This window comes from Sphingomonas sp. (genome assembly GCF_048594985.1).
Taxonomy (GTDB): Bacteria; Pseudomonadota; Alphaproteobacteria; order Sphingomonadales; family Sphingomonadaceae; genus Sphingomonas_I.
This window is the reverse complement of record NZ_JBMDXG010000153.1, coordinates 1-21,367: the sequence shown is the minus strand read 5'-3', so window position 1 is coordinate 21,367 and position 21,367 is coordinate 1. Positions and strand designations below refer to the sequence as shown.

At 65.4% G+C, this 21,367-nt stretch carries 21 protein-coding genes and 1 tRNA gene; 5 read left to right on the top strand and 17 right to left on the bottom strand.

What is annotated here, in order from left to right:
- Positions 1 to 2,397: DUF4118 domain-containing protein (locus ACOJSF_RS05960; RefSeq protein ID WP_420141308.1), on the top strand; the 2,397-nt coding region annotated here is incomplete at its 5' end.
- Positions 2,398 to 3,081 (top strand): response regulator transcription factor, encoded by a 684-nt coding sequence (locus ACOJSF_RS05955; RefSeq protein ID WP_420141307.1) that lies wholly within the window; start codon positions 2,398 to 2,400, stop codon positions 3,079 to 3,081.
- A gap of 455 nt (positions 3,082 to 3,536) precedes the next feature.
- Here the strand turns inward: ACOJSF_RS05955 and ACOJSF_RS05950 are convergent, their stop codons facing one another.
- The 9 genes from ACOJSF_RS05950 to ACOJSF_RS05910 form a co-directional block, all read right to left on the bottom strand.
- A complete protein-coding gene (locus ACOJSF_RS05950; protein WP_420141306.1) occupies positions 3,537 to 5,156 on the bottom strand; it encodes an FAD-dependent oxidoreductase in 1,620 nt (539 codons plus the stop codon).
- Between the two features lie 24 nt (positions 5,157 to 5,180).
- Positions 5,181 to 8,141 (bottom strand): TonB-dependent receptor, encoded by a 2,961-nt coding sequence (locus tag ACOJSF_RS05945; RefSeq protein ID WP_420141305.1) that lies wholly within the window; start codon positions 8,139 to 8,141, stop codon positions 5,181 to 5,183.
- Positions 8,142 to 8,214: 73 nt separating this feature from the next.
- The gene (locus ACOJSF_RS05940) at positions 8,215 to 9,159 is read right to left on the bottom strand and encodes a FecR family protein (protein ID WP_420141304.1); all 945 of its coding nucleotides are present in this window, start codon (positions 9,157 to 9,159) and stop codon (positions 8,215 to 8,217) included.
- On the bottom strand, positions 9,143 to 9,682 hold the full coding sequence (locus ACOJSF_RS05935) for an RNA polymerase sigma factor (RefSeq protein ID WP_420141303.1): 540 nt from the start codon (positions 9,680 to 9,682) through the stop codon (positions 9,143 to 9,145). Before ACOJSF_RS05935 ends, ACOJSF_RS05940 begins: the two co-directional genes overlap by 17 nt.
- Before the next feature lie 575 nt (positions 9,683 to 10,257).
- Positions 10,258 to 10,332, bottom strand: a tRNA-Asn gene (locus ACOJSF_RS05930).
- 63 nt (positions 10,333 to 10,395) lie between these two features.
- Positions 10,396 to 11,172 carry an NAD kinase gene (locus ACOJSF_RS05925; protein WP_420141302.1) on the bottom strand — a complete coding sequence of 259 codons (777 nt, stop codon included), beginning with the start codon at positions 11,170 to 11,172 and terminating at the stop codon, positions 10,396 to 10,398.
- The gene (gene moaA, locus ACOJSF_RS05920) at positions 11,169 to 12,176 is read right to left on the bottom strand and encodes a GTP 3',8-cyclase MoaA (protein ID WP_420141301.1); all 1,008 of its coding nucleotides are present in this window, start codon (positions 12,174 to 12,176) and stop codon (positions 11,169 to 11,171) included. The genes ACOJSF_RS05925 and moaA overlap by 4 nt, the downstream gene beginning before the upstream one ends.
- Positions 12,177 to 12,287: 111 nt before the next feature.
- A complete protein-coding gene (locus tag ACOJSF_RS05915) occupies positions 12,288 to 13,175 on the bottom strand; it encodes a bestrophin family protein (RefSeq protein ID WP_420141300.1) in 888 nt (295 codons plus the stop codon).
- A 39-nt stretch (positions 13,176 to 13,214) separates the two neighbouring features.
- The gene (locus tag ACOJSF_RS05910) at positions 13,215 to 13,451 is read right to left on the bottom strand and encodes a hypothetical protein (protein ID WP_420141299.1); all 237 of its coding nucleotides are present in this window, start codon (positions 13,449 to 13,451) and stop codon (positions 13,215 to 13,217) included.
- A gap of 247 nt (positions 13,452 to 13,698) precedes the next feature.
- Here ACOJSF_RS05910 and ACOJSF_RS05905 point away from each other — a divergent pair, with 247 nt between their 5' ends.
- From ACOJSF_RS05905 to ACOJSF_RS05895, 3 genes are read left to right on the top strand one after another with little or no spacing between them, the layout of a single operon-like run.
- Positions 13,699 to 14,610, top strand: coding sequence for a LysR family transcriptional regulator (locus tag ACOJSF_RS05905; RefSeq protein WP_420141298.1), 912 nt, complete (start codon positions 13,699 to 13,701; stop codon positions 14,608 to 14,610).
- Positions 14,611 to 14,660: 50 nt separating this feature from the next.
- Positions 14,661 to 14,804, top strand: coding sequence for a hypothetical protein (locus tag ACOJSF_RS05900; RefSeq protein ID WP_420141297.1), 144 nt, complete (start codon positions 14,661 to 14,663; stop codon positions 14,802 to 14,804).
- Positions 14,805 to 15,980, top strand: coding sequence for an Nramp family divalent metal transporter (locus ACOJSF_RS05895; protein WP_420141296.1), 1,176 nt, complete (start codon positions 14,805 to 14,807; stop codon positions 15,978 to 15,980).
- Positions 15,981 to 15,988: 8 nt separating this feature from the next.
- On the opposite strand, the gene ACOJSF_RS05890 is transcribed toward ACOJSF_RS05895, so the two are convergent.
- From ACOJSF_RS05890 to ACOJSF_RS05855, 8 genes are all read right to left on the bottom strand, one after another.
- Positions 15,989 to 16,258 carry an HPr family phosphocarrier protein gene (locus ACOJSF_RS05890; RefSeq protein WP_420141295.1) on the bottom strand — a complete coding sequence of 90 codons (270 nt, stop codon included), beginning with the start codon at positions 16,256 to 16,258 and terminating at the stop codon, positions 15,989 to 15,991.
- On the bottom strand, positions 16,255 to 16,662 hold the full coding sequence (locus ACOJSF_RS05885) for a PTS sugar transporter subunit IIA (protein ID WP_420141294.1): 408 nt from the start codon (positions 16,660 to 16,662) through the stop codon (positions 16,255 to 16,257). The genes ACOJSF_RS05890 and ACOJSF_RS05885 overlap by 4 nt, the downstream gene beginning before the upstream one ends.
- A complete protein-coding gene (rapZ, locus tag ACOJSF_RS05880; RefSeq protein WP_420141293.1) occupies positions 16,659 to 17,600 on the bottom strand; it encodes an RNase adapter RapZ in 942 nt (313 codons plus the stop codon). Before rapZ ends, ACOJSF_RS05885 begins: the two co-directional genes overlap by 4 nt.
- Positions 17,597 to 18,019 carry an HPr kinase/phosphorylase gene (locus ACOJSF_RS05875; RefSeq protein ID WP_420141292.1) on the bottom strand — a complete coding sequence of 141 codons (423 nt, stop codon included), beginning with the start codon at positions 18,017 to 18,019 and terminating at the stop codon, positions 17,597 to 17,599. The genes rapZ and ACOJSF_RS05875 overlap by 4 nt, the downstream gene beginning before the upstream one ends.
- Complete coding sequence (locus ACOJSF_RS05870; RefSeq protein WP_420141291.1) at positions 18,016 to 19,581, bottom strand: ATP-binding protein; 1,566 nt, start codon at positions 19,579 to 19,581, stop codon at positions 18,016 to 18,018. Before ACOJSF_RS05870 ends, ACOJSF_RS05875 begins: the two co-directional genes overlap by 4 nt.
- Entirely contained in the window at positions 19,550 to 20,257 is a 708-nt protein-coding gene (locus tag ACOJSF_RS05865; RefSeq protein ID WP_420141290.1) for a response regulator, read from the bottom strand. Before ACOJSF_RS05865 ends, ACOJSF_RS05870 begins: the two co-directional genes overlap by 32 nt.
- Positions 20,258 to 20,291: 34 nt before the next feature.
- Positions 20,292 to 20,762 (bottom strand): NfeD family protein, encoded by a 471-nt coding sequence (locus ACOJSF_RS05860; protein ID WP_420141289.1) that lies wholly within the window; start codon positions 20,760 to 20,762, stop codon positions 20,292 to 20,294.
- A 7-nt stretch (positions 20,763 to 20,769) separates the two neighbouring features.
- Positions 20,770 to 21,367, bottom strand: a 598-nt coding sequence (locus tag ACOJSF_RS05855; RefSeq protein ID WP_420141288.1) for an SPFH domain-containing protein, incomplete at its 5' end; no start/stop codon positions are given.

Sequence of the window (21,367 nt, the reverse complement as noted above, 5' to 3'; positions counted from 1 at the left end):
ATGGACATCGACGCCATCCTTGCCCGCGCCCCCCGCCTCGTATTGGTGGACGAGCTGGCGCACACCAACGCGCCTGGCAGCCGTCATCCCAAGCGCTATCAGGATGTCGAGGAGCTGCTGGCCGCCGGGATCGACGTCTATTCGACGGTCAACATCCAGCACGTGGAAAGCCTGAACGACGTGGTCGCCAGTTTTACCCGCGTCCGCGTCCGCGAGACGGTGCCCGACAGCATCCTCGAAATGGCGGAGATCGAGGTCGTCGATATCCCGCCCGACGAACTGATCGAAAGGCTGAAGGCCGGCAAGGTCTACCTGCCGCAGGAAGCGACGCGCGCGCTCGGCCATTTCTTCTCGAAGTCCAATCTGTCGGCGTTGCGCGAACTAGCCCTCCGTCGCGCCGCCCAGGCGGTCGATGCACGGATGCTCGACGACGTACGGGCACTCGGTCTGGGTGGCACCTGGGCCGGCAGCGATCGCATCGTCGTCGCGATCAACGAATTGCCGGGCGCCGACGTGCTCGTCCGGGCCGCCAAGCGCGTGGCTGACGGGTTACGGGGCCCTTGGACGGCCGTGTTCATCGAGACGCCGCGCGCCGCGCACTTCACCGATGAGCAGCATGGTCGGGTCGCTGCGGCGATGACGCTGGCGACTCAGCTGGGCGCGTCGGTGGCGACCGTCCCCGCGCCCAATGTGGTGGAGGGAATCCAGTCCTTCCTCGCGGATGCACGGGCGACGCAGCTGATCCTTGGCAAGTCGCGCCGATCGCGCTGGTTCGAACTTCGTCACGGCTCGGTGGTCGATCGCCTGATCCGCAACACGCCCGACGTGACGGTGCATGTTCTGCCGGTCGCCGCGGGCGATGGGGGAGCGCAGCGGTCGCGACGGCGGCACGCGCCTTGGGGAACGCCCGCCGGTTACGCCATCACCACGGCGATGGTGGCGGCGGTCACCGGCATCGCCAGCGCGCTGTTTCACGTCCTCGACCTCGGCAACGTGGCCTTGCTTTACCTGCTGCCGGTGATGGCGGCGGCGAGCCTGTTCGGACTGCGAACGGGACTCTATGCGGGCATCGCGTCCAGCCTCGCCTACAACTTCTTCTTCCTGCCGCCGACCGGCACGCTGACGGTCAGCAATCCGGAGAATTTGATCTCGGTCGTGGTTCTGCTCGGCATCGCCGTCGCCACCAGCCAGCTGACCGCGCGGGTTCGCGCGCAGGCCGATCTGGCTGCCGCGAGCGCCAGGACCAACGCGACGTTGGCAGGCTTCCTGCGCCAGATCGCGGGGGTCAACGAGCTTGAGGTCGCCGCGCAGATGATCTGCGACGATATCCGCCGTCTCCTCAACGTGCAGGTCGTACTTCTTGGCCCCAGCAAGGGGGCCGGTCTTGAAATCCTAGCCGCCAGCGATCCTGCCTATCGCCTCGATACGATGGACGATGCCGCAGCGAGCTGGGCATTCGATACCGGCAGTCCCGCGGGCAAGGGTTCGGGGACGCTGGCGGCGTCGGAATGGCTGTTTCAGCCGTTGAAGGCGGGCGATCATGTCCTCGGGGTGCTCGGCGTCGCCAGCGACAGGGTCGGCAACCCGGTTCGCGCCGACCAGCTGCCGCTCCTCAGCAGCCTGATCGATCAGTCGGCGCTCGTGTTGGAGCGGCTGCGGTTGCAGGTGGAGATGCGTGACGTCGATGTGGTCCGGACGCGCGACCGCCTGAGGGCAGCGCTCCTTTCGTCGGTCAGCCACGATCTGCGCACGCCCCTGACCGCCGTCATAGCCGCGGCCGCGCAGCTGCATCACGGTGCTACGCCCGAACTGATCGGCACGATCGAGAGCGAAGCCCAACGCCTCAACCGCTTCGTCGCCAATCTGCTCGACATGGCCCGGGTCGAGGCAGGCGCGCTCAAGCTTAACATCGAGGCGACCGACCTTAGCGATGCGGTCACCGGCGCCGCCTACGATGCGCGCCGCGCTCTGGAAGGTCATGAGGTTCAGCTCGATGTGCCGCCCGACCTGCCGCTGGTCCGTGCCGACCCGCAGCTGCTTCATCATTGCCTCCTCAACCTGCTCGACAATGCCGGCCGTTATGGCGACCCCGGCACCGAGATCGTCATCGAGGGTCGCAACCGGCTCGGCGAGGTTCGGCTCGCCGTCCTCGATCACGGTCCGGGCCTGCCGCCGGGGCGCGAGAGCGAGGTGTTCGAGACCTTCCGACGGCTGGAGGGCTCCGACCGCGCCGTTGGCGGCACGGGACTTGGACTTGCCATCGTCAAGGCCTTTGCCGAGGCGATGGGCATGATCGTGGAGGCAGCCAATCGCCCGGACGGGACGGGCGCCGCCTTCGCCCTGGTCTTTCCGCCCCCCCTCATCGTTCGTGATCTTTCGTCCGGAGGCGCTTCGTGAATGCCTAAAATCCTCGTCGTGGATGATGACGCCGCCATCCGTCGTCTGCTTCGCAACACCCTCGTCCGCGCCGACTATACCGTCGTCGAGGCCGAAGACGGCAAGAGCGCACTGCGCCAGGCGGCGGTGGAGCATCCGAGTGCCATCCTCCTCGACCTCGGCCTGCCGGATCGGGACGGGCTCGGCGTCATCCCTCTGCTGCGCGCCAATGGCGATGCCGTCATCCTCGTCGTGTCCGCGCGCGATGCCGTCGACGAGAGGGTAACCGCGCTCGATCTCGGCGCGGACGATTTCGTGACCAAGCCGTTCGACACCGACGAGCTGCTCGCGCGCCTCCGTGTCGCCTTGCGCCACCGGGAGTCATCCGGAACCACGCCGATGGTGATCCGACGCGGCGACCTCAGCATCGATCTCGACCGGCGGATCATTCGCCGGGGCGACGAGGAGATCCACCTCACCCGCAAGGAGCATGACGTGCTCGGCATTCTCGCCCGTCACGTCGGCCGGGTCGTGACGCACGAACGCATCCTTGCTGCCTGCTGGGGCGCCGGGGAGGAATCACGAGTCGAGTATCTGCGCATCGTCATCCGCAATCTGCGCCAGAAGCTAGAGAGTCCCGGTTCCGTGGGCAGCGTCATCGCCAACGAATTGGGCGTCGGGTACAGACTGCGCGCGGAAGCTTAACTGCCAGCAAAATCTGCGCTAGTATCCAACCGCTCCGCAAATATACGAAATCAATCTCGAATTGGTACGCCGCGCCGATAATCTGGCTGCACGATAGGGATTGTATATGGTGGCGTGGCATCAGTCGCGGCGCGCCGATCTAGGTGGGCGTGCCGCCGGAATTCTCCTTCGCCGGTTGAGTTGTCAAATTAGAAGCACGCCAGCGCGGTTGGTGTGTCGATGCCGACCGCGCTCTGAAGCCGGTAACCACCGCCTACTTACATAACTAACGGCGCCGCCGACTGTGATCGGCACGTTCGGAGTCCATGGTGTTGAGGTATTGCGGATCGGCCTCAAGCCCGGCGCGATCGATCTGTGATGGGAAACCATGGAACGCCGCAGGCGCTTAAGTGGGACTGAAATTTTTTACCGCCCTGCCGCCTTCGCAGGGCGGCAGCTTTGGCGCTCTCCATTTTTCATGGCAGTGCCAGTATCTGCTTGTCGGCCAGCAGTCTCGCCCGCAACTTGCTGTAGGGGACGTCCTGAACCGCTACCTTCTCGTCGAGAGCGATCGACGCGGCGGCTGCGGCGGATTGGCCGAGAATCATGAACACCGGCTCCATCCGGATCGATCCGTAGGCAATGTGCGAAGCAGACAAAGCCACAGGGACCAAAAGGTTGGAGACCTCACCCCTCTTGGGGACAATCGCGTCGTAGCCGATCGGATATGCGCGCCCTGGGCTCACCTCGATGTTGCCCTCGTTCCGGGCGAAACCACGCGCGTCGACGATCCGCTGCACGTTGTGCGAATCCATGTTGTACGATCCCATCCCAATGGGTCGGGGTGTCGGCTTGGCCCCGCGCAGGTGCGGCTCCGCCATGACGAAATCGGACACCATGCGGCGTGCCTCGCGCACGTAGATCTCACGCGGCCAGAATCCGTTCGCGACGAACTCATCCTTGCACAGGCCCCATTTGGCCATCTCGGCTTTCGTCTCAGGCGGCGCACCCGGATCGTTGGCCATGAACCAAAGCAGCCCCTGCTGATAGAGGACATGCTCTTTCAGGATCGCGGCACGTTCTTCGTCGCTGGCATCCGGATATCGATAGTTCGCGCCGATGTTGTCGAATGAGAATGCGCCGAAATTGTTGGTATCGGTCTTGCCATTCGGGATGCGATCAAACTTCTGGAAGAAGTTGCGGTAGCCAGCGTCCATGTAGCGCTTGAGCAGCGCATATTGAGTGGGGTCATATCCGGCCGGCTTGGGGAAAGGCACCCGGTTGGCCGGCACATCCGTCAGGCACATGCGATAGCCATAAGCCTGGATCTTGGTGTCACCGGAGCCGTCCGCCGCCGACTTCTCGGCGCTGACCCGGGGAAGCAATCCGCTCGATGGATTTCCGACCACGCGGTAAGGATCGATATCGAGAGTAAATTGATGGTTGATGCTGTTCTTCAGCTGCACGCCGTTCAGCGTCTCGCCATAACGTGCGTTCGGTTCGCGGCCGACGGCATAGCTCACGCCTGCGACCGCCATCAGATCGCCCTCGTACGAGGCGTCAATGAACATCGCGCCTTCGAAGCGGCGCCCCGTCTTCGACCGGATTGCAATTATGCGCGCGCCATCACGTTCCAAACCGGACGGGCTACGATCCAGCGGCTGGCTGCGGACGAGCGTGACTCCCGACCGTCGGATCCAATCCTCGTAGATACGCTCGGCAACCTTGGGCTCAAACTGCCACATGGCATCATCGTCGACGAAATTCTCTCCGGTCGAAGGTCGCTTGGTCCATGTCCAGGCGGCGGGTGAGTCATAGTGACGCTTCACCGCGCGATAGAAGTCGAGCGACAGCCCGCCGATCGCCCGATGATTGCCGGTGTCCGACCATCCCAAGCCGTTGGTGCTCATCCCTCCGACATAATCATCGCGACAGACCAGCAGCACGGAACGTTTCAACCGTCGCGCCTCTACCGCCGCGACGACACCGCCGGAGGTGCAGCCATAGATGATGATATCCGCTCGCTCGGCCGACGGCTGTGCCGCGATCGCGGGGATCGTTGCTGCTGAGACGAGACCTGCGCTGACGAGTCCCACTGTCGAAAATTGCATGGTAACCTCTCAGAAGCTCGCGGCGACGCCGAAGAAGATTCGACGATCTTCTCGCGACGAACTCAGCAACCTGGTCGGAACCTGCAGATATTGCCGCTCGATCGCTTTTGTCAGGTTGACGGCGTCCACTGTGAGCCGGACATGCTCGGTCAGGTTCAGTTGCGCCGATGCGTCGAGTTGGCCGCGTGCCGCCTGGTACGAGCTCCCGCCCGCAGCGGCCGACCCCTGACCCTGCAAGAACTTGCTGCGCCAGATATAAGCTACACGCAGCGACATCAGCTTGTCTTCGTAGAAGCCAATGAGATTGTAGCTGTGCTTGGATAGGCCGGGCAGCGGCAGGCCGGCACGGGTCGCCTCATCGATCAGCGGCGTTTTGCTGTCCACGAAGGTGTAATTGGCCTGGAGTCCAAGATTGTCGAATGGCGCTGGCAGGAACCGCAGCGCTTGCTGGTAGGCTGCCTCGAAGCCCTTGATCGTTCCCGATCGTCCATTAGTGGGCTGCGTGATCTGGAAGGTGCCGTAGGCTTCGGACAGGCCCGGCACGAACTCCTCCTGCGTCACGTTGATCGTGAACGAATTCACCTTCTTATAGAAGCCCGCGAACGTGAGTGCGCTGGATGGTGCGAAATACCATTCAAGCGTGGCATCGACCTGCTTCGCTTCGAACGGGCGCAGGTTGGGATTGCCGCGCGTGCCGGTGCGGGCCACGAAGAATGGCACGAAGCTCACGCCGACATCGGCCAGACTGGGCCGTGCCACCACTTTCGCTGCGGCGAGCCGAAGTAGGAGATCATCCGCCAGGCCGATCGAAACGTTGGCGCTGGGCAGCCAGTAATCGAAGCGCGATCGCGATGATGTTTCATCGGTGTCCGACAAATAGCCGGACGATAAACGGTTTATGCTGATGAAACGGATGCCGGCATTGCTCGTAATATGCATCCCGCCGAGATCGCCTTCGAAATTGCCTTTGGCGTAGAAGGCGATGGTGTCATGATCCACATCGCGGATCGACACCGGTCCGAACGGGATACCGAATGGCTCGGGCCTGGGCAGGCCGAACGCGTCACGACCGGTCTGCTTGTCGACCGTGCCCGAAAGCAGCTGCTGCGGAAAGTTGCCGGACACGCCGGGATAGAAAGAGCCGTAGCTATTGTCATAATTCAGTCCCGGCATCTCATCGACCGTAATGATGCCGTCCCCATTTCTATCGCCGCGTCCCAGCAGGCTGGCGGCTGACGGGGTATTCTGTGGCGACGCTGAGTAGAATTTGATCGTCTCGTAGCGAGCGCCCGTTTCGATCGACGTCAACGGGCCGAAATCCGTGTCGACGTCGATGTCGATGCGGCCGTCATAGCCCTCGTTGTTGGTGATGTTGTTGTTCTCGAAAATCGACGCGAGCTGGTATTGTGCCGGATCGGCACGGTCGAAATTCGTGTCGAGCGAAAGATCCGGCACGGGGTTGCGGGCGGAGAAATCGTAGCTGGCGTTGGTGACGTTGCCGGCGCGGGGAACCACCACATAGGTGAAGGAGGCGCCCGGGCCGCCATCGCTGCCCTTACCCTTGCTGTAGGATCCATCGACGGCGATCTTCACCCGATCCCCCGTAAACGTCCCGGAAACGCCGAGGTTGGTGGACCTGAAGTCGGTCGGCTCGTCGTAAATGAGCGGTCGCAAGGTGACGCCGTTGAACGTGCCGCTGACGACCGTACCATCCTCGTCAGCAACGGCATTCGTGGCATTGTCGTTGAAGAGCACCTGGTAATTCACGCTGTTCCGCGCCCGCTTCAGCCGCGAGTAGGTTCCGTCCACGATGAACTCCCATCGCTCTGACGGGCGGTACTGGATGGAGCTATTGGCGGTGAGGCGCTTTTCCGAGCGGTCATAGATCCGGGCCATGAAGCGATTGGGACGATAGAGACCCGCATCCTTCACGCCATCGCCATTGCCATCAATGCCATTGGTGCGGGTCCAGCCACCGGAATCGAAAGCGTAACCCAGGGTGTCGATCCGGTTATAGGCGATGCTCGCCAGGATACCGAACGTGTCGTTGAAGTTCTGGGAAATCAGCGCCGATCCACGATAGCCGACATGATCCGCCTGATCGGTGTAGGCGCCCTGAAACCGACCGCTGACGACCGTGCCCTTGAGATCGAGAGGGCGCTTCGTTTTCAGGTTCACGGTGGCGCCCAGCGCACCTTCGGGCATATCGGCGGACGGCGATTTCGAGACGACGATGCTCGAGATGATTTCGGGGCTGATCGATTCGAGCGAGGCGCTGCCGCCTGCGCTCGGCCCGAGAAAGGTTCTGCCGTTGATCTCCAGCCGGTTCTGCGAGATGCCGCGCACGGTGAAACCGGACCCGTCACCCTCACGACGGTTGATCTGAACGCCCGTGATGCGGCTCATCGATTCCGCAACATTCTGATCCGGCAGCTTGCCGATATCCTGCGCCGTGATGACGTCGACGATATTGCCGGCCGACCGCTTCACATTGATCGACTGCTGGAGCGAGCCGCGAATGCCCGTTACGACGATATCCTGTGCAGGTGCTACAGCGTTGGCTGCGGGCTGGAAGGGCTCGTCCGGCTGTTCCGGTGCTGCTTGCCCCATCGCCACGGCGGACACCGGAAGGGCGCGGCCGATCGAAGCCGACGCAAATGCCGGATTACGGTCGAGCACGATCGCACGGCTGGTCGTGACAGCGACGATATTCGTTCCTTGTAGAAGCAGGCGCAACGCCGCCTGAGCGTCGATGTGGCCTCGGACTGCGTTTACGCGCACGCCGTCGGTAACCCGGCTGGACGCCAGGATCTGGACCCCTGCCTGCTTCGCAAACAACGGGATGCCGGTGCTGGCCGGCTGTTCCGAAATGTCGAAGTTACGCAACTGCGCAACTGCCGCCTGCGACGTCAGGCAGCAGCACAATGCAAAGGAGCTCGTGAATAATGAGCGACCGCGCACGATTTTCATGTTTCTATCCCCTCCGGCGGATCCGTTTTTTCACGGACTCTCATTACCATGAGCCAGAGACGGCTGTTTTCCGTCAGATCGCCTTCTTATTTTTCCGGACCAACCTGATTTGATGTGTTCCCGTCAAGACTGCAACGTTCAACGAAGTCGCCACCGTTTCGGCAAAGAGCGCGGGATCGTCGAGCCTGAACAGGCCGACAAGCCGTTCGCCCGCCAGTGCTTCGTCATCCACGACCAGACGAACCTGATTGTAACGGTTGAACTGGGCAACGGCATTGCCCAGCGTCTCGTTCTCCAGGGCGATCTCGCCGTTGCGCCATGCGAGTGACCGTTCGATCGCGCCAGGGGCAGACCCCGTAACCGGCACCGCTTCTGCGCCGGTGAAGGTGGCATATTGCCCGGCATCGAGGATGCTCATCGCCCCGCTGGCATCGCGCGCCCAAACGGCCACCCGACCTTCCGTCACCGCAACTTGTACCCGCCCGCCTTCGCGATGGACGGAAAAGGCGGTGCCTATTGCCCGAACCTGCGCTCTTCCGGCATCGACGACGAATGGCCGGTTGCGATCCTTGGCCACCTGAAACCATGCCTGGCCGCGTTGAAGGGCGATTTCCCTCGTTCGGGACGAGAGCTTCACGCGCAATGCGCTACTCGTGTCGATGGTCGCTACCGAGCCATCTTCCAGCGGCAGACGCCGGATTTCGCCGCGCGCCGTTTCGATCCTCTCGCCGGCAAGCTTTGGCCATCCGATGAGTCCAAGCGCGCCCGCTGCGAGACCACCCGCTGCCATGAACCAGCGTCGATCAGGTTTGCCGAGCAACTGACGCCAAGGCTGACCGTGGTCGATGCCCTCGACCAGCACCCGATTGACGGCGCTCAGTCCCGCTTGCGCGCGCAGCAACGCACCCGCATGGCGCGGATCCTCGGCAAGCCATGCGTCGAGGGCGCGCCTGTCTTCCGCACCAAGCGGATGACGGGTCGCCCAGGCCGCGGCGATGAGATCAACGTCGTCGTGCACGGGCCCGGGCCGGTTCGGGAGTTTCCGCAAGGTCGCCATCCTGCCCTGTGATGAGCTTGATGACCGTCCGTAAGCTCCGGGCGGCCTCGTTCTCGACGATCGCTTCGCTTACGTTGAGCGCTCTCGCTATTTCCTTCTGCGACAACCCCTCCACCTTGCGCATTATGAATATGCGCCGTGCCCTGTCTGTCAGTGCCGAGATCGCGGCCTGCACTCTGCCGAGTTCCTGACGGGCCGATGCGATCCGTTCCGGCGTCAGGGTGTCGCTTCCAAGCGCATCATCCAGGCTCTCGGGAAAGGCCTCGATGCGGACGACCCGCGCACGCTCTCGTTGGCGTTGCGCAAGATGCATCGCCATAGTGAACAGATAGGCGCGTGGCTTGGCGATTGACGAAATATCAGATAGTTGAGCGAGACGGCAGTAACATTCCTGCACAATATCCTCCACGTCCTGCGGCGCGACGAGGCGGCGCTGCAGCCACCCTCGAAGCTCACGCTCGTGCGGCAGGATCTCGCGCCCCACCCAATCCGCTAAGCCTTGCCGGTCCGTATGCCCTCTCCTTATCTACAAAGAGACGCGGCGGTACGATTTCCGTCAACCGGACCTTGTTAAGATAACTGGTGGCGCAGGCGCAGGGCCTGCTAGCCGGTCTTGATGAGCAGAGCCGATGGCCCGTGGCCGCTCTTCATATTAGTGGCGAAGCGCGAGCCAATCTTGAATAACTGATCGCAGACGGCGCCCTTGAGCTTACCACTGCCAGACGATCATGCCGGGGGCGGTAAAGGCCGCAGCCGACGGTCGATATGCGGCGGCGGTAAGGGGGCTCGCCGGCACGCTCCGCTCGCAAACCAAGACCATACGCACGCGCAGTGCGAAGATTCACGTCGCAACGCCGGCGACCTGTCAGCATGCCGAATGAAAGGTACGATGTTATCTAGCGGGTCGGATCGCGGAGATCTCGAGAGCGGATAACGGGCACCAACTCATCCAGCGCGCAGATGCGAGGTGTTCGGCGATCAGAGCCTATAGAAGTCCGGTGAGGCCTGTGCCTGCGAGCGCCGCACTGACGAGAACAGCCGCGTTGTCCGCTTTGTTAATGGCTCCCCGAGTTGGATTCGAACCAACGGCCGCTCGATTAACAGTCGAGAGCTCTACCGCTGAGCTATCGGGGAACACGTTCGCGGCCTTACCGCGGGGCGGCCTATAGCAGCGCTTTTTCCGCGCTTGCAAGGCCCTCAGATCGCGAATTGCTCCATCGCGATCCGATCGTCCAGAGCGTGCTCCGGATCGAACAGCAAGGTGAGCGGGCTGCCCCGGTCGACCGTGATCTCCACGCGGGCCACGTCGCGCACCTCACGCTGGTCGGCGACGGCCGAGACCGGGCGCTTGACCGGATCGAGCACGCGGAACCGGATGCGTGTCCGGTCGGGCAGGATCGCGCCGCGCCACCGGCGGGGGCGGAAGGGGCTGATCGGGGTCAGCGCCACCATCGACGATTCGAGTGGCAGGATCGGCCCGTGCGCCGAAAAATTGTAGGCGGTCGAACCGGCGGGGGTCGCCACGAGCACGCCGTCGGCGACAAGCTCGGGTAGGACCACGCGCTGATCGACGCTGACTTCGATCCAGGCGGTCTGGCGCGTCTCGCGCAGCAGCGACACTTCATTGATCGCGGACAGCGAATGGCTCTGGCCGTCTACCGTCGTCGCTTCCATCCGCAACGGCGCCACGCGGATGGCGCGTGCCGCCATGAGCCGATTTTCGAGAAGATCCGGGCTCCAGCTATTCATCAGGAAGCCGACCGTGCCGAGATTCATTCCAAACACCGGGATCGGGCGGTGCCGGTCGAGCATTGCGTGCAGCGTCTGCAGCAGGAATCCGTCGCCGCCCAGCGCGACCATGATTTCCGCCTCGGATGGGGGAAACCACTCGTAGCGCTGGCGCAGTTCCTTCGCCGCCTCCTGCGCCTGGGACGAGGGCGAGGCGGCCAGCGCGAGCTTGCGTTCCCCGCTCATCCGCCGGTCACGCTCATGTGACGCGCGACCGCCGGGCGGGGTGCATCGATGCGGAAGGCGTGCGCCTCCGGCTTTGCGGCCATCGCCCGATCGAGCGCCGCGTCGAGCGCCCCGCGCCCGCCGGCCCGCAGCGCGGCACGCAGGTCGATCCGGTCCTCGCGCCCGAGGCACAGATAGAGCAGACCCTCGGCCGTCAGGCGCACGCGGTTGCAGCCGGCGCAGAAATTGTTCGTGAGCGGCGTGATGAGGCCGAGCTTCAGCCCCAGCTCTTCGACGCGGACGTAGCGGGCCGGGCCGCCGGTGCGATCGGGCAGGGTGGTCAGGGTATAGCGGGCTTCGAGATCGCGCCGCACAGCGTCGAGCGGCAGATAGCGATCGGTTCGATCCTCGCCCGTGTCGCCGAGAGGCATGGTCTCGATCAGCGTGAGATCGTGGCCCTCGCCTGCGCACCAACGCAGCATCGGCACGATTTCGTCCTCGTTCAGACCCTTCAGGGCCACCATGTTGATCTTGACCGCCAGTCCGGCGTCGCGGGCCGCGGCAATTCCCGCCAGCACCCGCGACACGTCGCCGGTGCGCGTGATGTGACGGAAACGGTCGGCGTCACGGCTGTCGAGGCTCACGTTGATCCGGCGTACACCGGCTTCCGCAAGCGCGCCCGCCTGATCGACCAGCCTCGTTCCGTTGGTAGTGAGGGTCAGTTCCTCAAGCCCGTGACCGAGCTGTCGCCCGATCGTCCGGGCCAGATCGAGCGCGCCGCGCCGCACCAGCGGCTCCCCGCCGGTCAGGCGGATACGGGTGACGCCGCGCGCGACGAAGGCGTCCGCGATCTGGGCGATCTCCTCCACCGTCATCAGCGCGGCGGGGGGGAGGAAACGCATCTCCTCCGCCATGCAGTAACGGCAGCGCAGGTCGCAGCGGTCGGTGACCGAGATGCGCAGATAGGTGATGCGGCGGCCGAAGCCGTCGATCAGCGATCCCGATGAAGGCACGGCGCCGGCCATGGCGCGATAGCTAGGCGTCGCGCGGAGGCGGGGCAAGGGCATCGGCCTGCCCCGTCCGATCCACCCAGCGCATCGAATAGGGCGGTTCGCCTCGGGTGTGGTGGCCGCCGCCTACCAGAGGATGCCGTTTTCCGGCTCCAGCTTCGGCGGCGTGGGGCGGCCGATGATCTGGAGCAGGTCGATCTCGATCGTGCGGCACATGGCGGTCAGTGGCACATCGTGCGCAGTATTGGCAAAGGGGTCCACCAGGTCGTCGCCGATCTGAAGAACGGCGAGATACATGAAGCCCGCCACCGCTGATCCGAACGGCGTCGCGATCTCCAGCGTCTCGACCAGGCCGATCGGCAGAAGGATGCAGAACAGCCGGGTAAAGAAGGAGGGGAAACTGCGATACTGCGCCGGCAGGGGCGTGTTCTTGATCCGCTCCATGCCGCCCTGCGCGTTGGCGATGTCCACCATCACGCGTTCGATCTGGGTCTGCTGGATCGTGTCGATCAGGCCATTGTCCTGCGCTTCGGCTATCGTGACGCTGGACCCGTGCAGCAGGCCATTGGCCGGATTCTGGAAGTCGAGAATGGCGGGTTCGACGCGGTCGCCCAACAGACGACGGATTTCGGAAAGGGGATCCTGACGGCGGAGCTGGCAGCGAAGCGCCTGCACATAAGCGATGTGGCGCAGGACGAGATCGTCGCGTAGCGTCCGCGTATCCTCGCGCTTGGGCAGGAAGGCGAGCACCCCGCGCGTGAAGCTGCGCGAGGCATTGATCATCGATCCCCACAGGATCCGCGCTTCCCACCAGCGCTGATAGGCCGAATTGACGCGGAAACCGAGAAAAAGCGCCAGCGCGGTGCCGAACAGGGTCAGCGGTAGCGCCGGTGCCCGGAACGGCGACAGGAAGTAGAAAATCGTGACGGCGATGTCCCACAGGAACAGCGCGGACAGAGCATGCCAAGCGGTCCGGAAGGAATGGCGGATCCGCGGTGTTTTATCGACGATCATCTACGCTACTCGGTCGCGGCTTCATTCCGATCCCGGCTGTCAGGATCGCGCCGGGACGTCGTCATCCAGTTTCAGCCAGGCGTGGCGCAGGGCCAGACAGCCCATGATGCCGACAACCTTCAGCGTGGTGGTGCGGACCGTCGGGGTAAGATCGGTAAAGGCGAACCACAGGAAAGCGGCCCCGATGATGAAAGCCGCATAGAGCGGAAGCGCTTCGATGTCGTTCCAGGCGATCGCCGGGCGCGCGCGTTTCAGGGTCGCGATTTGGGTGGCCATCCTTGCGTCTCCATTCTCGAAAGCGTTCGTTTGCCAGGCGACCGGAGGCGCCCAAGTACAAATCTGTTGTGGTGCACAACGAGCGTCAATCGATCCGGACACGCGCAACGCAGCTTTGCGAATGGCGCAATTGAAGCAAGTTTTGGTGGGCCTTGGTTTACAATTGCGACACACAGACGCGTTTTAATACGCAACTGCAACATGGGCCGACTTGTTGGCATCGCCGCGTTACATAAGTGAAGGCCCGATGGCAGATCCCTTTTCAGAAGCGGCCGCATTCGTGAAGATCGCCGAGGCGGGCAGCCTGTCCACCGCCGCACAGCGCCTGGGCCTGTCGGTCGCCGCCACCAGCCGTCGGCTGGCGCAGCTCGAAAGCCGGCTGGGCACGCCGCTCATCCGCCGCAACAGCCGCTATCTCACGCTGACCGAGGAAGGCGAGATCTTCCATGCGGGAGCCAGCCGCGCGCTGGCGGAGATGGAGGCGGCGGAGCTGGCCGTATCGCGGAATGCGACCGATGCCAGCGGTACGCTGCGCGTCACCACCACGGTCGCGTTCGGACGGCGCAGGCTGGCGCCGCTGTTGCAACGCTTCGCGATGCTCCATCCGGAGGTGCAGGTGCACCTGGAAACGTCGGACAAGGCCGCGAGCATCATCGAAACGGGGTTCGATCTGGCCATCTGCTTCGATACGCCGCCGGACAGCCGGCTGCAGATGAAGCGCCTGGCGGACAATCCCCGCGTGATGTGCGCTGCGCCGGCTTATCTCGACCGTCGCGGCCGCCCCCGGCATCGCGCCGATCTGACGCGCCACGATTGCATCCTGATCGGCGGTCAGCAGAACGACCCCTGGCTGGCGGTGGGCGGTGATTCGATCCGCCCACGCAAGGCGCTGAGTACCAATGACGGCGAACTGGCGCGGGTCTGGGCGCTCGATGGTGCCGGCATCGTGATCAAGTCGCTCTGGGATGTTGCGGAGGATATCGAGGCGGGCCATCTGGAAGAGGTTCTCCCCGAGGTGGAGTTTCCCGCATCGCCGGTCGTCGCGCTCTTCGCGGCGGCGCAGGGCGAAACGGCGAAGGTGCGCTATTGCCTTCGCTTCCTTGCCGAACATCTCCGGCATCCCCGCTCCACCAGCCCCGAGAACGCCTTGTCCGTCTGACGCCGCGCCGGGCACTTCCGCGCGGCAGAGGCAGGTTCTAGGGCCGGCCGATGCGGTTCCAGCTGCCCCGCGTCGCCACGGCGCCCTTCTGCCCGTCCGAGGTGCGCGGCACCGTCATGGTGCCTGCGGACATGCCGTTCTGGCGCAAGGCACTGCGCTCCGCCGGGCCGGGCCTGCTCGTCGCGGTCGGCTAAATGGACCCCGGCAATTGGGCGACCGATATCGAGGCGGGCGCGCGCTACGGCTACGATCTGTTGTTCGTGGTCGCGGGCTGCGGGCTCGCCGCCATCCTGCTGCAGTGGCTGGCGATGCGGCTGGGTCTCGTCACCGGCTTCGATCTGGGCCGGATGGCGCGCGAACATTACAGTCCCGCTGCGTGCCATGCGCTGTGGCTGCTCGCGGAGTTGGCGATCATCGCGACCGACATTGCGGAGGTGCTGGGCAGCGCGCTCGCCTTCAACCTGCTGCTCGGCATTCCGCTGTGGCTCGGCGTCCTGCTGACCGGCCTCGACACGATCGTGGTGTTGGGCCTGAGGGGGAAGGGGTTTCGCCAGATCGAGGCGATCATCATCGGGCTGATCGCGACGATCGCCGTGTGCTTCGCTCTGCAACTCGCGATCGCGGAGCCGAGCTGGCGGGGCATCCTGCACGGAGTGACGCCAAAGCTCGACATTTTCGGCGACACGCACGCGCTATATCTCGCGGTTGGCATCCTCGGCGCGACGGTGATGCCGCACAATCTCTATCTCCACTCGGCGGTGGTGCAGACCCGTCTGACCGCGCCGGGGGAGGGGGCGCTCCGCGGCGCGCTCCGCTTCGCCACTTTGGACATCGTCGTCGCTCTGCTGCTGGCGACGGTGATCAACGGCGCGATCCTGATATTGGCGGCCGCGACGTTTCACGAGGGCGGCTATCAGGGCGTGGCGGATATCGAGGATGCCTATCGGCTGCTCGAGCCGCTGACCGGGGCGTCGCTCGCGGGGCTGCTGTTCGCGGTCGCGCTGCTCGCGTCGGGGCAAAGCGCGACCTTCACGGGCACGATCGCGGGGCAGGTCATCCTGGAAGGGTTTCTCGACCTGCGCATACCGTGCTGGGTGCGGCGGGTGATCACGCGCGGGCTTGCGCTGATCCCGGCCCTGGCGGGGGTGCTATGGCTGGGGGAACATGCGGTCGGGCGCCTGTTGGTGCTGACGCAGGTGGTGCTGTCGCTCCAGCTTCCGTTCGCGCTCTACCCGCTGATCCGCTTCACCGGGGATCGGGCGATCATGGGCCGCTTCCGCAGCCCGATGCTGGTACGGTGGGTCGCGTGGGGGTTGTTCGCGCTGATCGTGGCGGCGAATATCTGGCTGGTGAGCCGCTGGATCGCCTGAAGCGGCGCCTATTCCTCGCCGAACTTCGACTCGACGAGGCCGCACAGCGCATTGAGCGCGGTTTCGGCGCCTTCACCCCGCGCGCTGATCGTGACATGGTCGCCCATCGCCGCGCCGAGCATCATCAGCCCCATGATCGACGTGCCCGCGACGCGCGATCCGTCCTTCTCGACCGCGATCTCCGCTGCCTGCGACGAGGCGAGCGTGACGAACTTGGCGGAGGCGCGAGCATGAAGGCCGCGCCGATTCGAAATGAGGACCGTGCGTTCGTTGGTCATGCAGCGGCCGCCCCGAGCACCTCCGACGCCACCGAAATATATTTGCGGCCCGCCTCGCGCGCGGCGGCGACGGCCGCCTGGACCTTCATCACCTTGCGTGCGCCCTCCAGCCGGATCAGCATCGGCAGGTTGACGCCTGCGATAACCTCCACCTTGCCCGGATCCATCAGCGAGATCGCGAGGTTAGACGGCGTGCCGCCGAACAGATCAGTCAGCACGATCACCCCACGACCCTGTTCGACCTTGGCGACCGCGCCGGCGATGTCCGCGCGCCGCGCCTCCATATCGTCCTCGGGACCGATGCAGATTGCCTCGATACCCTGCTGTGGTCCGACGACGTGCTCCATCGCGCGTATGAACTCCGCAGCCAGCTGGCCATGCGTTACCAGCACCAGACCGATCATTTGCCCACCGTCACGACTGCTTCCCTGCCTTCGGTCGGCACCCTTTTCCCCGCGTCCGGCTGTTTGCCCGCCAGATCGCGATGCAGGATGGTGGGCGAAAAACCGGCCGCGCGCAACCTCTGCCCCGTCAGTTCGGCCATGTGCACCGATCGATGGCGACCCCCGGTGCAGCCGAACGCGACCGTGACGTAGCATTTCCCCTGCTCGCCGTAGCGCGGCAGCAACAGGAGCAGGAGGCGTTCGATCTGCGCGACCGAATCGGCATAGGCGGGATCGGCGGCGATGAAGGCGGATACGTCGTCGTCGCGCCCCGTCCCCGGCCGCAGCAGCGGATCCCAGTGCGGATTGCGCAGGAACCGGACGTCGATGACGAGATCGGCGTCGCGCGGCAGCCCGCGTTTGTAGCTGAACGAGAGAACCGTCAGCGTCGGGGTCATGGAAGCGCTGTCGGCGAAGCGGCGGCGGATGTCCTGCTGCAGCGCGTTCGTGGTCGATTCGGTGGTGTCGATCAGGTGATCGGCCGCATCGGCGAGTTCCGCGAGCATCGCGCGTTCGTGCGCGATACCGTCCTCGGTCGGGCGGTCGAGCGCGAGCGGATGCCGGCGGCGGGTCGAGGAGAAACGCTGCGTTAGCACCGTATCGCTGGCGTCGACGAACAGGACCTCTGCGTCTGTGCCGCCGCCCTCGCGCAGCCGCGCGACGCGGCGCAGAATGGACGCGGCGTCGAACCCGCGCGTGCGGCTGTCGATCCCGATCGCGAGCGGGCGGGCGCCGTCGGGCGCGCCCTCCGCCGGCGGACTGGACAAGAGGCGGTCGAGCAGGCCGAGCGGCAGATTGTCGACCGTCTCCCACCCGATATCCTCAAGCGTCTTGAGGACGGTGGTACGCCCGGCCCCCGACAGGCCGGTGACGAGCAGGATACGGCTGGGACTGGTCATGCGGACAGCCCATACAGCAACAAGGCTTTCTCTACCTTTACCGGCGCGGATGCCGCAAATGGCTCCAGCGCGAGCACGGGCAGGGCGATGCCTTCGATCAGACGCGTCAGCGGCTCTTCGTCCGGCATGCGCGGCACCGGCTGGTCGAGCGCCACGGCGAGTGCGAGGGGTAGGTCCGTCACATGGGGCAGGGCGAGGATGCCTAGCCCGCGCACCTCGATCCGGCCGGCTATATTGGGCCCAGGCGCGGCGAGCAGGCGGCCGCCATCGGCGCGCACCGCCACGCCGTCGTCCGCCACCAATATTGCGCCGCGATCGATCAGGCGGAGCGCGAGATCGGACTTGCCGGCCCCCGGTGCACCGGTCAGCAACACGCCCCGCCCGCCGATCGCGACGCAGGTGGCGTGCAGCAAGGTCACTTTTCGGCGGCGGGCAGGCGGATCACGAAGCGCGCGCCCTGATTGTCGTCGTCCCGGTCGGTGACCGAAATATGCCCCTGATGCCCCTCGACGATCGCCTTCGCGATGGCGAGGCCGAGGCCCGAATGGCGGCCAAATTCTTCGCCCTCGGGCCGGATCGAGTGGAAGCGGTTGAAGATGGCGGCACGTTGCTCGGACGGCACGCCGGGACCGTCATCCTCGACCCGCAGCACGACCTGCGCGCCGTCGCGCGTCGCGGTGACCTGGACGAGCCCGCCGGGCGGGGAGAAGCTGATCGCATTGTCGATCAGGTTTTCCAGCGCGCGGGCAAGGCGGTGCCCCTCGCCGAACACGACCGCGCTGCCGCGATGTGGCCGGCCGAAGGCGAGACGGATCTGATGGGGCAGGCCGCGCGCCTCGCGCGCATCCACCAGTTGCTCGATCATGTGTCCCACGTCGATCGTCTCGAACCGCGCGCGCGACAGCTCCGCATCCATCCGCGACGCTTCGGACACGTCGGTGATCAGGCGGTCGAGCCGCCGGACATCGTCGCGGATCACGGTCAGCAGGCGTTCGCGCAAATCGGGCTCGCTCACCCGTTCGAGGCTGTCGATCGCGGAGCGGAGCGAGGCCAGCGGGTTCTTCATCTCATGCGCGACATCAGCGGCGAACGCCTCGGTCGCGTCGATCCGCTGGCGCAGCGCCTGGCTCATGTCCGACAACGCGCGGGCAAGCGTCCCGATCTCGTCGCGGCGCGAGGGCAGGCGGGGCACCTGAACCTCACGCGAGCGACCGAGGCGGACGCGGTGCGCCGCCAGCGCCAGCCGGCGGAGCGGCCGGGCAATGGTGCGCGCAAGCCAAAGCGACATGGCGACGGTCAACGCCGCCGTGCCCAACAGGACGAGCCCGAGCCAGAAGCGCTCCGCGCGCACGGTGCGGATGACGTCGCGCTGATCGCTGGTAATCAGCAGGGTCCCGCGTCCCGGCACCGGGACGGCGGCGGACAGGACCGGCGTGCGCGCGGGCGCGCGGCGGATCGCGGTTTCGACATGGCCGCTGGCCTGCGCCCGGATTGCTTCCGGCCATGCGGTCACGCGGTCGACGGCGGGTTCGACGAACGGCTCGGGCACCTCCGCGCCAACGATGCGGTCGATCGCCTTGTCGAGCGCGCGTGCGACATGGCGCCGCCACGGCTCCTCGGACGGATCGCGCAGCGTGTAGGTCGGCGCGACACCGGTCCAGCTGTCGATCGGCGCGCCATCGCCGCGATAGAGGCGAAGGCGGATGTCGTCAGTCGATCCCAGGCGGGTCAGCAGTGCCTGCACTTCGTCGGCATGCGCGGCCGCCACCGCGCCGGCGGCGAGCCGGGTCTCGGTCGCCAGCCGGTCGGTCCGCTCCTCGATCAACTGGGTGCGGAAGCTGTCGAGATAGAAGAAGCCGCCCGCCAGCACGAGCAGCGGGATGATGTTGACCGCAAGGATGCGCGCGCGGAGCGAAAGCGGGCCTGGAATGCGGCTTTCCCCGCCGCCGTCATTCGTCCGAAAAACGGTAGCCCACGCCATAAAGAGTTTCGATGCCCTTGAAATCGGGGTCGACGGCGCGGAACTTGCGGCGGAGTCGCTTGATGTGGCTGTCGATGGTGCGGTCGTCGACATAGACGTCGTCCTGATAAGCGGTATCCATCAGCTGGTCGCGTGATTTCACGAAGCCTGGCCGCTGCGCCAACGCTTCGAGGATGAGGAATTCGGTCACCGTCAGCGTGACGGCCCGGCCACCCCAATTTACCCGATGGCGCGCGGGGTCCATCTCCAGCCGGCCGCGCACGATCTTTTCGGGCGCCGGCTCGGCCGGATCGTCGGGGCGGTCGCGCATCTCGACGCGGCGCAGGATCGCCCGGATGCGCGCGATCAGCAGCCGCTGGCTGAACGGCTTGGTGATGTAATCGTCCGCGCCGAGCGCGAGGCCGAGGGCCTCGTCCAGCTCATCGTCTTTCGACGTGAGGAAGATCGCGGGGAGCAGGGGCATCTTTTCGCGCAGGCGGCGAAGCAGCTCCATTCCGTCGAGGCGCGGCATCTTGATGTCGAGGACCGCGAGATCTTGGGGATTATCGGACAGCGCGCGCAGCGCGCTTTCGCCGTCGGTATAGACGCGCACCGCAAACCCTTCGGCCTGAAGCGCGATCGAGACCGAGGTCAGGATATTGCGGTCGTCGTCGACGAGCGCGATCGATGCGGACATGGTCGCCTTTCGAGGTCCGGCCAAGCGAGGGCGCTTAGCGGGTCAGCCGGGCCGGCTCAACTGGTTCGGAAGGGGGCAGGGGCTCGACCACCAGCCGAGCCCCGATCGCGCGGATGATCTCGACGCGCGTGCCGGCGGAGGCATCTGGCCCGGTCGCGGTCCAGACGCCATCGCCTACGCGCACGCGACCCTCGCCGCGCTCGATCGGCTCGACGACCGTTACGACCCGCCCGATCAGGCGGGCCGTGCCCTCGTTCAGCAGAGGATCGTCGCTGATGATGGGCACGCGGTCCAACACATGCCGACTGAGATAGACCGCCAGGACGGCGAGCGCCGCGAACAGGCCGAGCTGCGCCGGCAAGGGAGGGCCGAACGCCATCGTCGCGAAGCCCGTCAGTATCGCCGCCGCGCCGATCCAGATCAGGAAGATGCCGGGCACGGCGAGTTCGGCGATGGCCAGCACTACCCCGCCGACCAGCCACGCCCATTCCCAGTCGGTCGTCATGCGCGCATCACCGTTCGGGCACGTGCGGCGGTTTTGCGGCGGAGGCGCGGGCGCCGCCATCCTGGCCCAGCGCCTCGCGCGCAATCTCGCCGATGCCGCCGAGCGTGCCGATCAGCTGGGTCGCCTCGACCGGGAACAGGATCGTCTTGGCGTTGGGGGAGGTCGCGAACTGGCTGACCGCCTCGACATATTTCTGGGCGACGAAATAGTTGATCGCCTGCGCCTCGCCGCCGGCGATCGCGGCGCTGACGAGCTGGGTCGCCTTCGCCTCCGCCTCGGCGGCGCGCTCGCGCGCCTCGGCATCGCGGAAGGCGGCTTCGCGCCGGCCCTCCGCCTCCAGGATCTGCGCCTGCTTCTCGCCCTCCGCCCGCAGGATGGCGGACGCGCGGCTGCCTTCGGATTCGAGGATGACGGCGCGCTTCTCGCGCTCGGCCTTCATCTGGCGGCCCATCGCGTTGACGATGTCGGCGGGCGGGCGGATGTCCTTCACCTCGACCCGCGTGATCTTCACGCCCCACGATTCGGTCGCATGGTCGACCACCGACAGCAGGCGGGCGTTGATCTCGTCGCGCTTCGAGAGGGTCTCGTCGAGGTCCATCGATCCC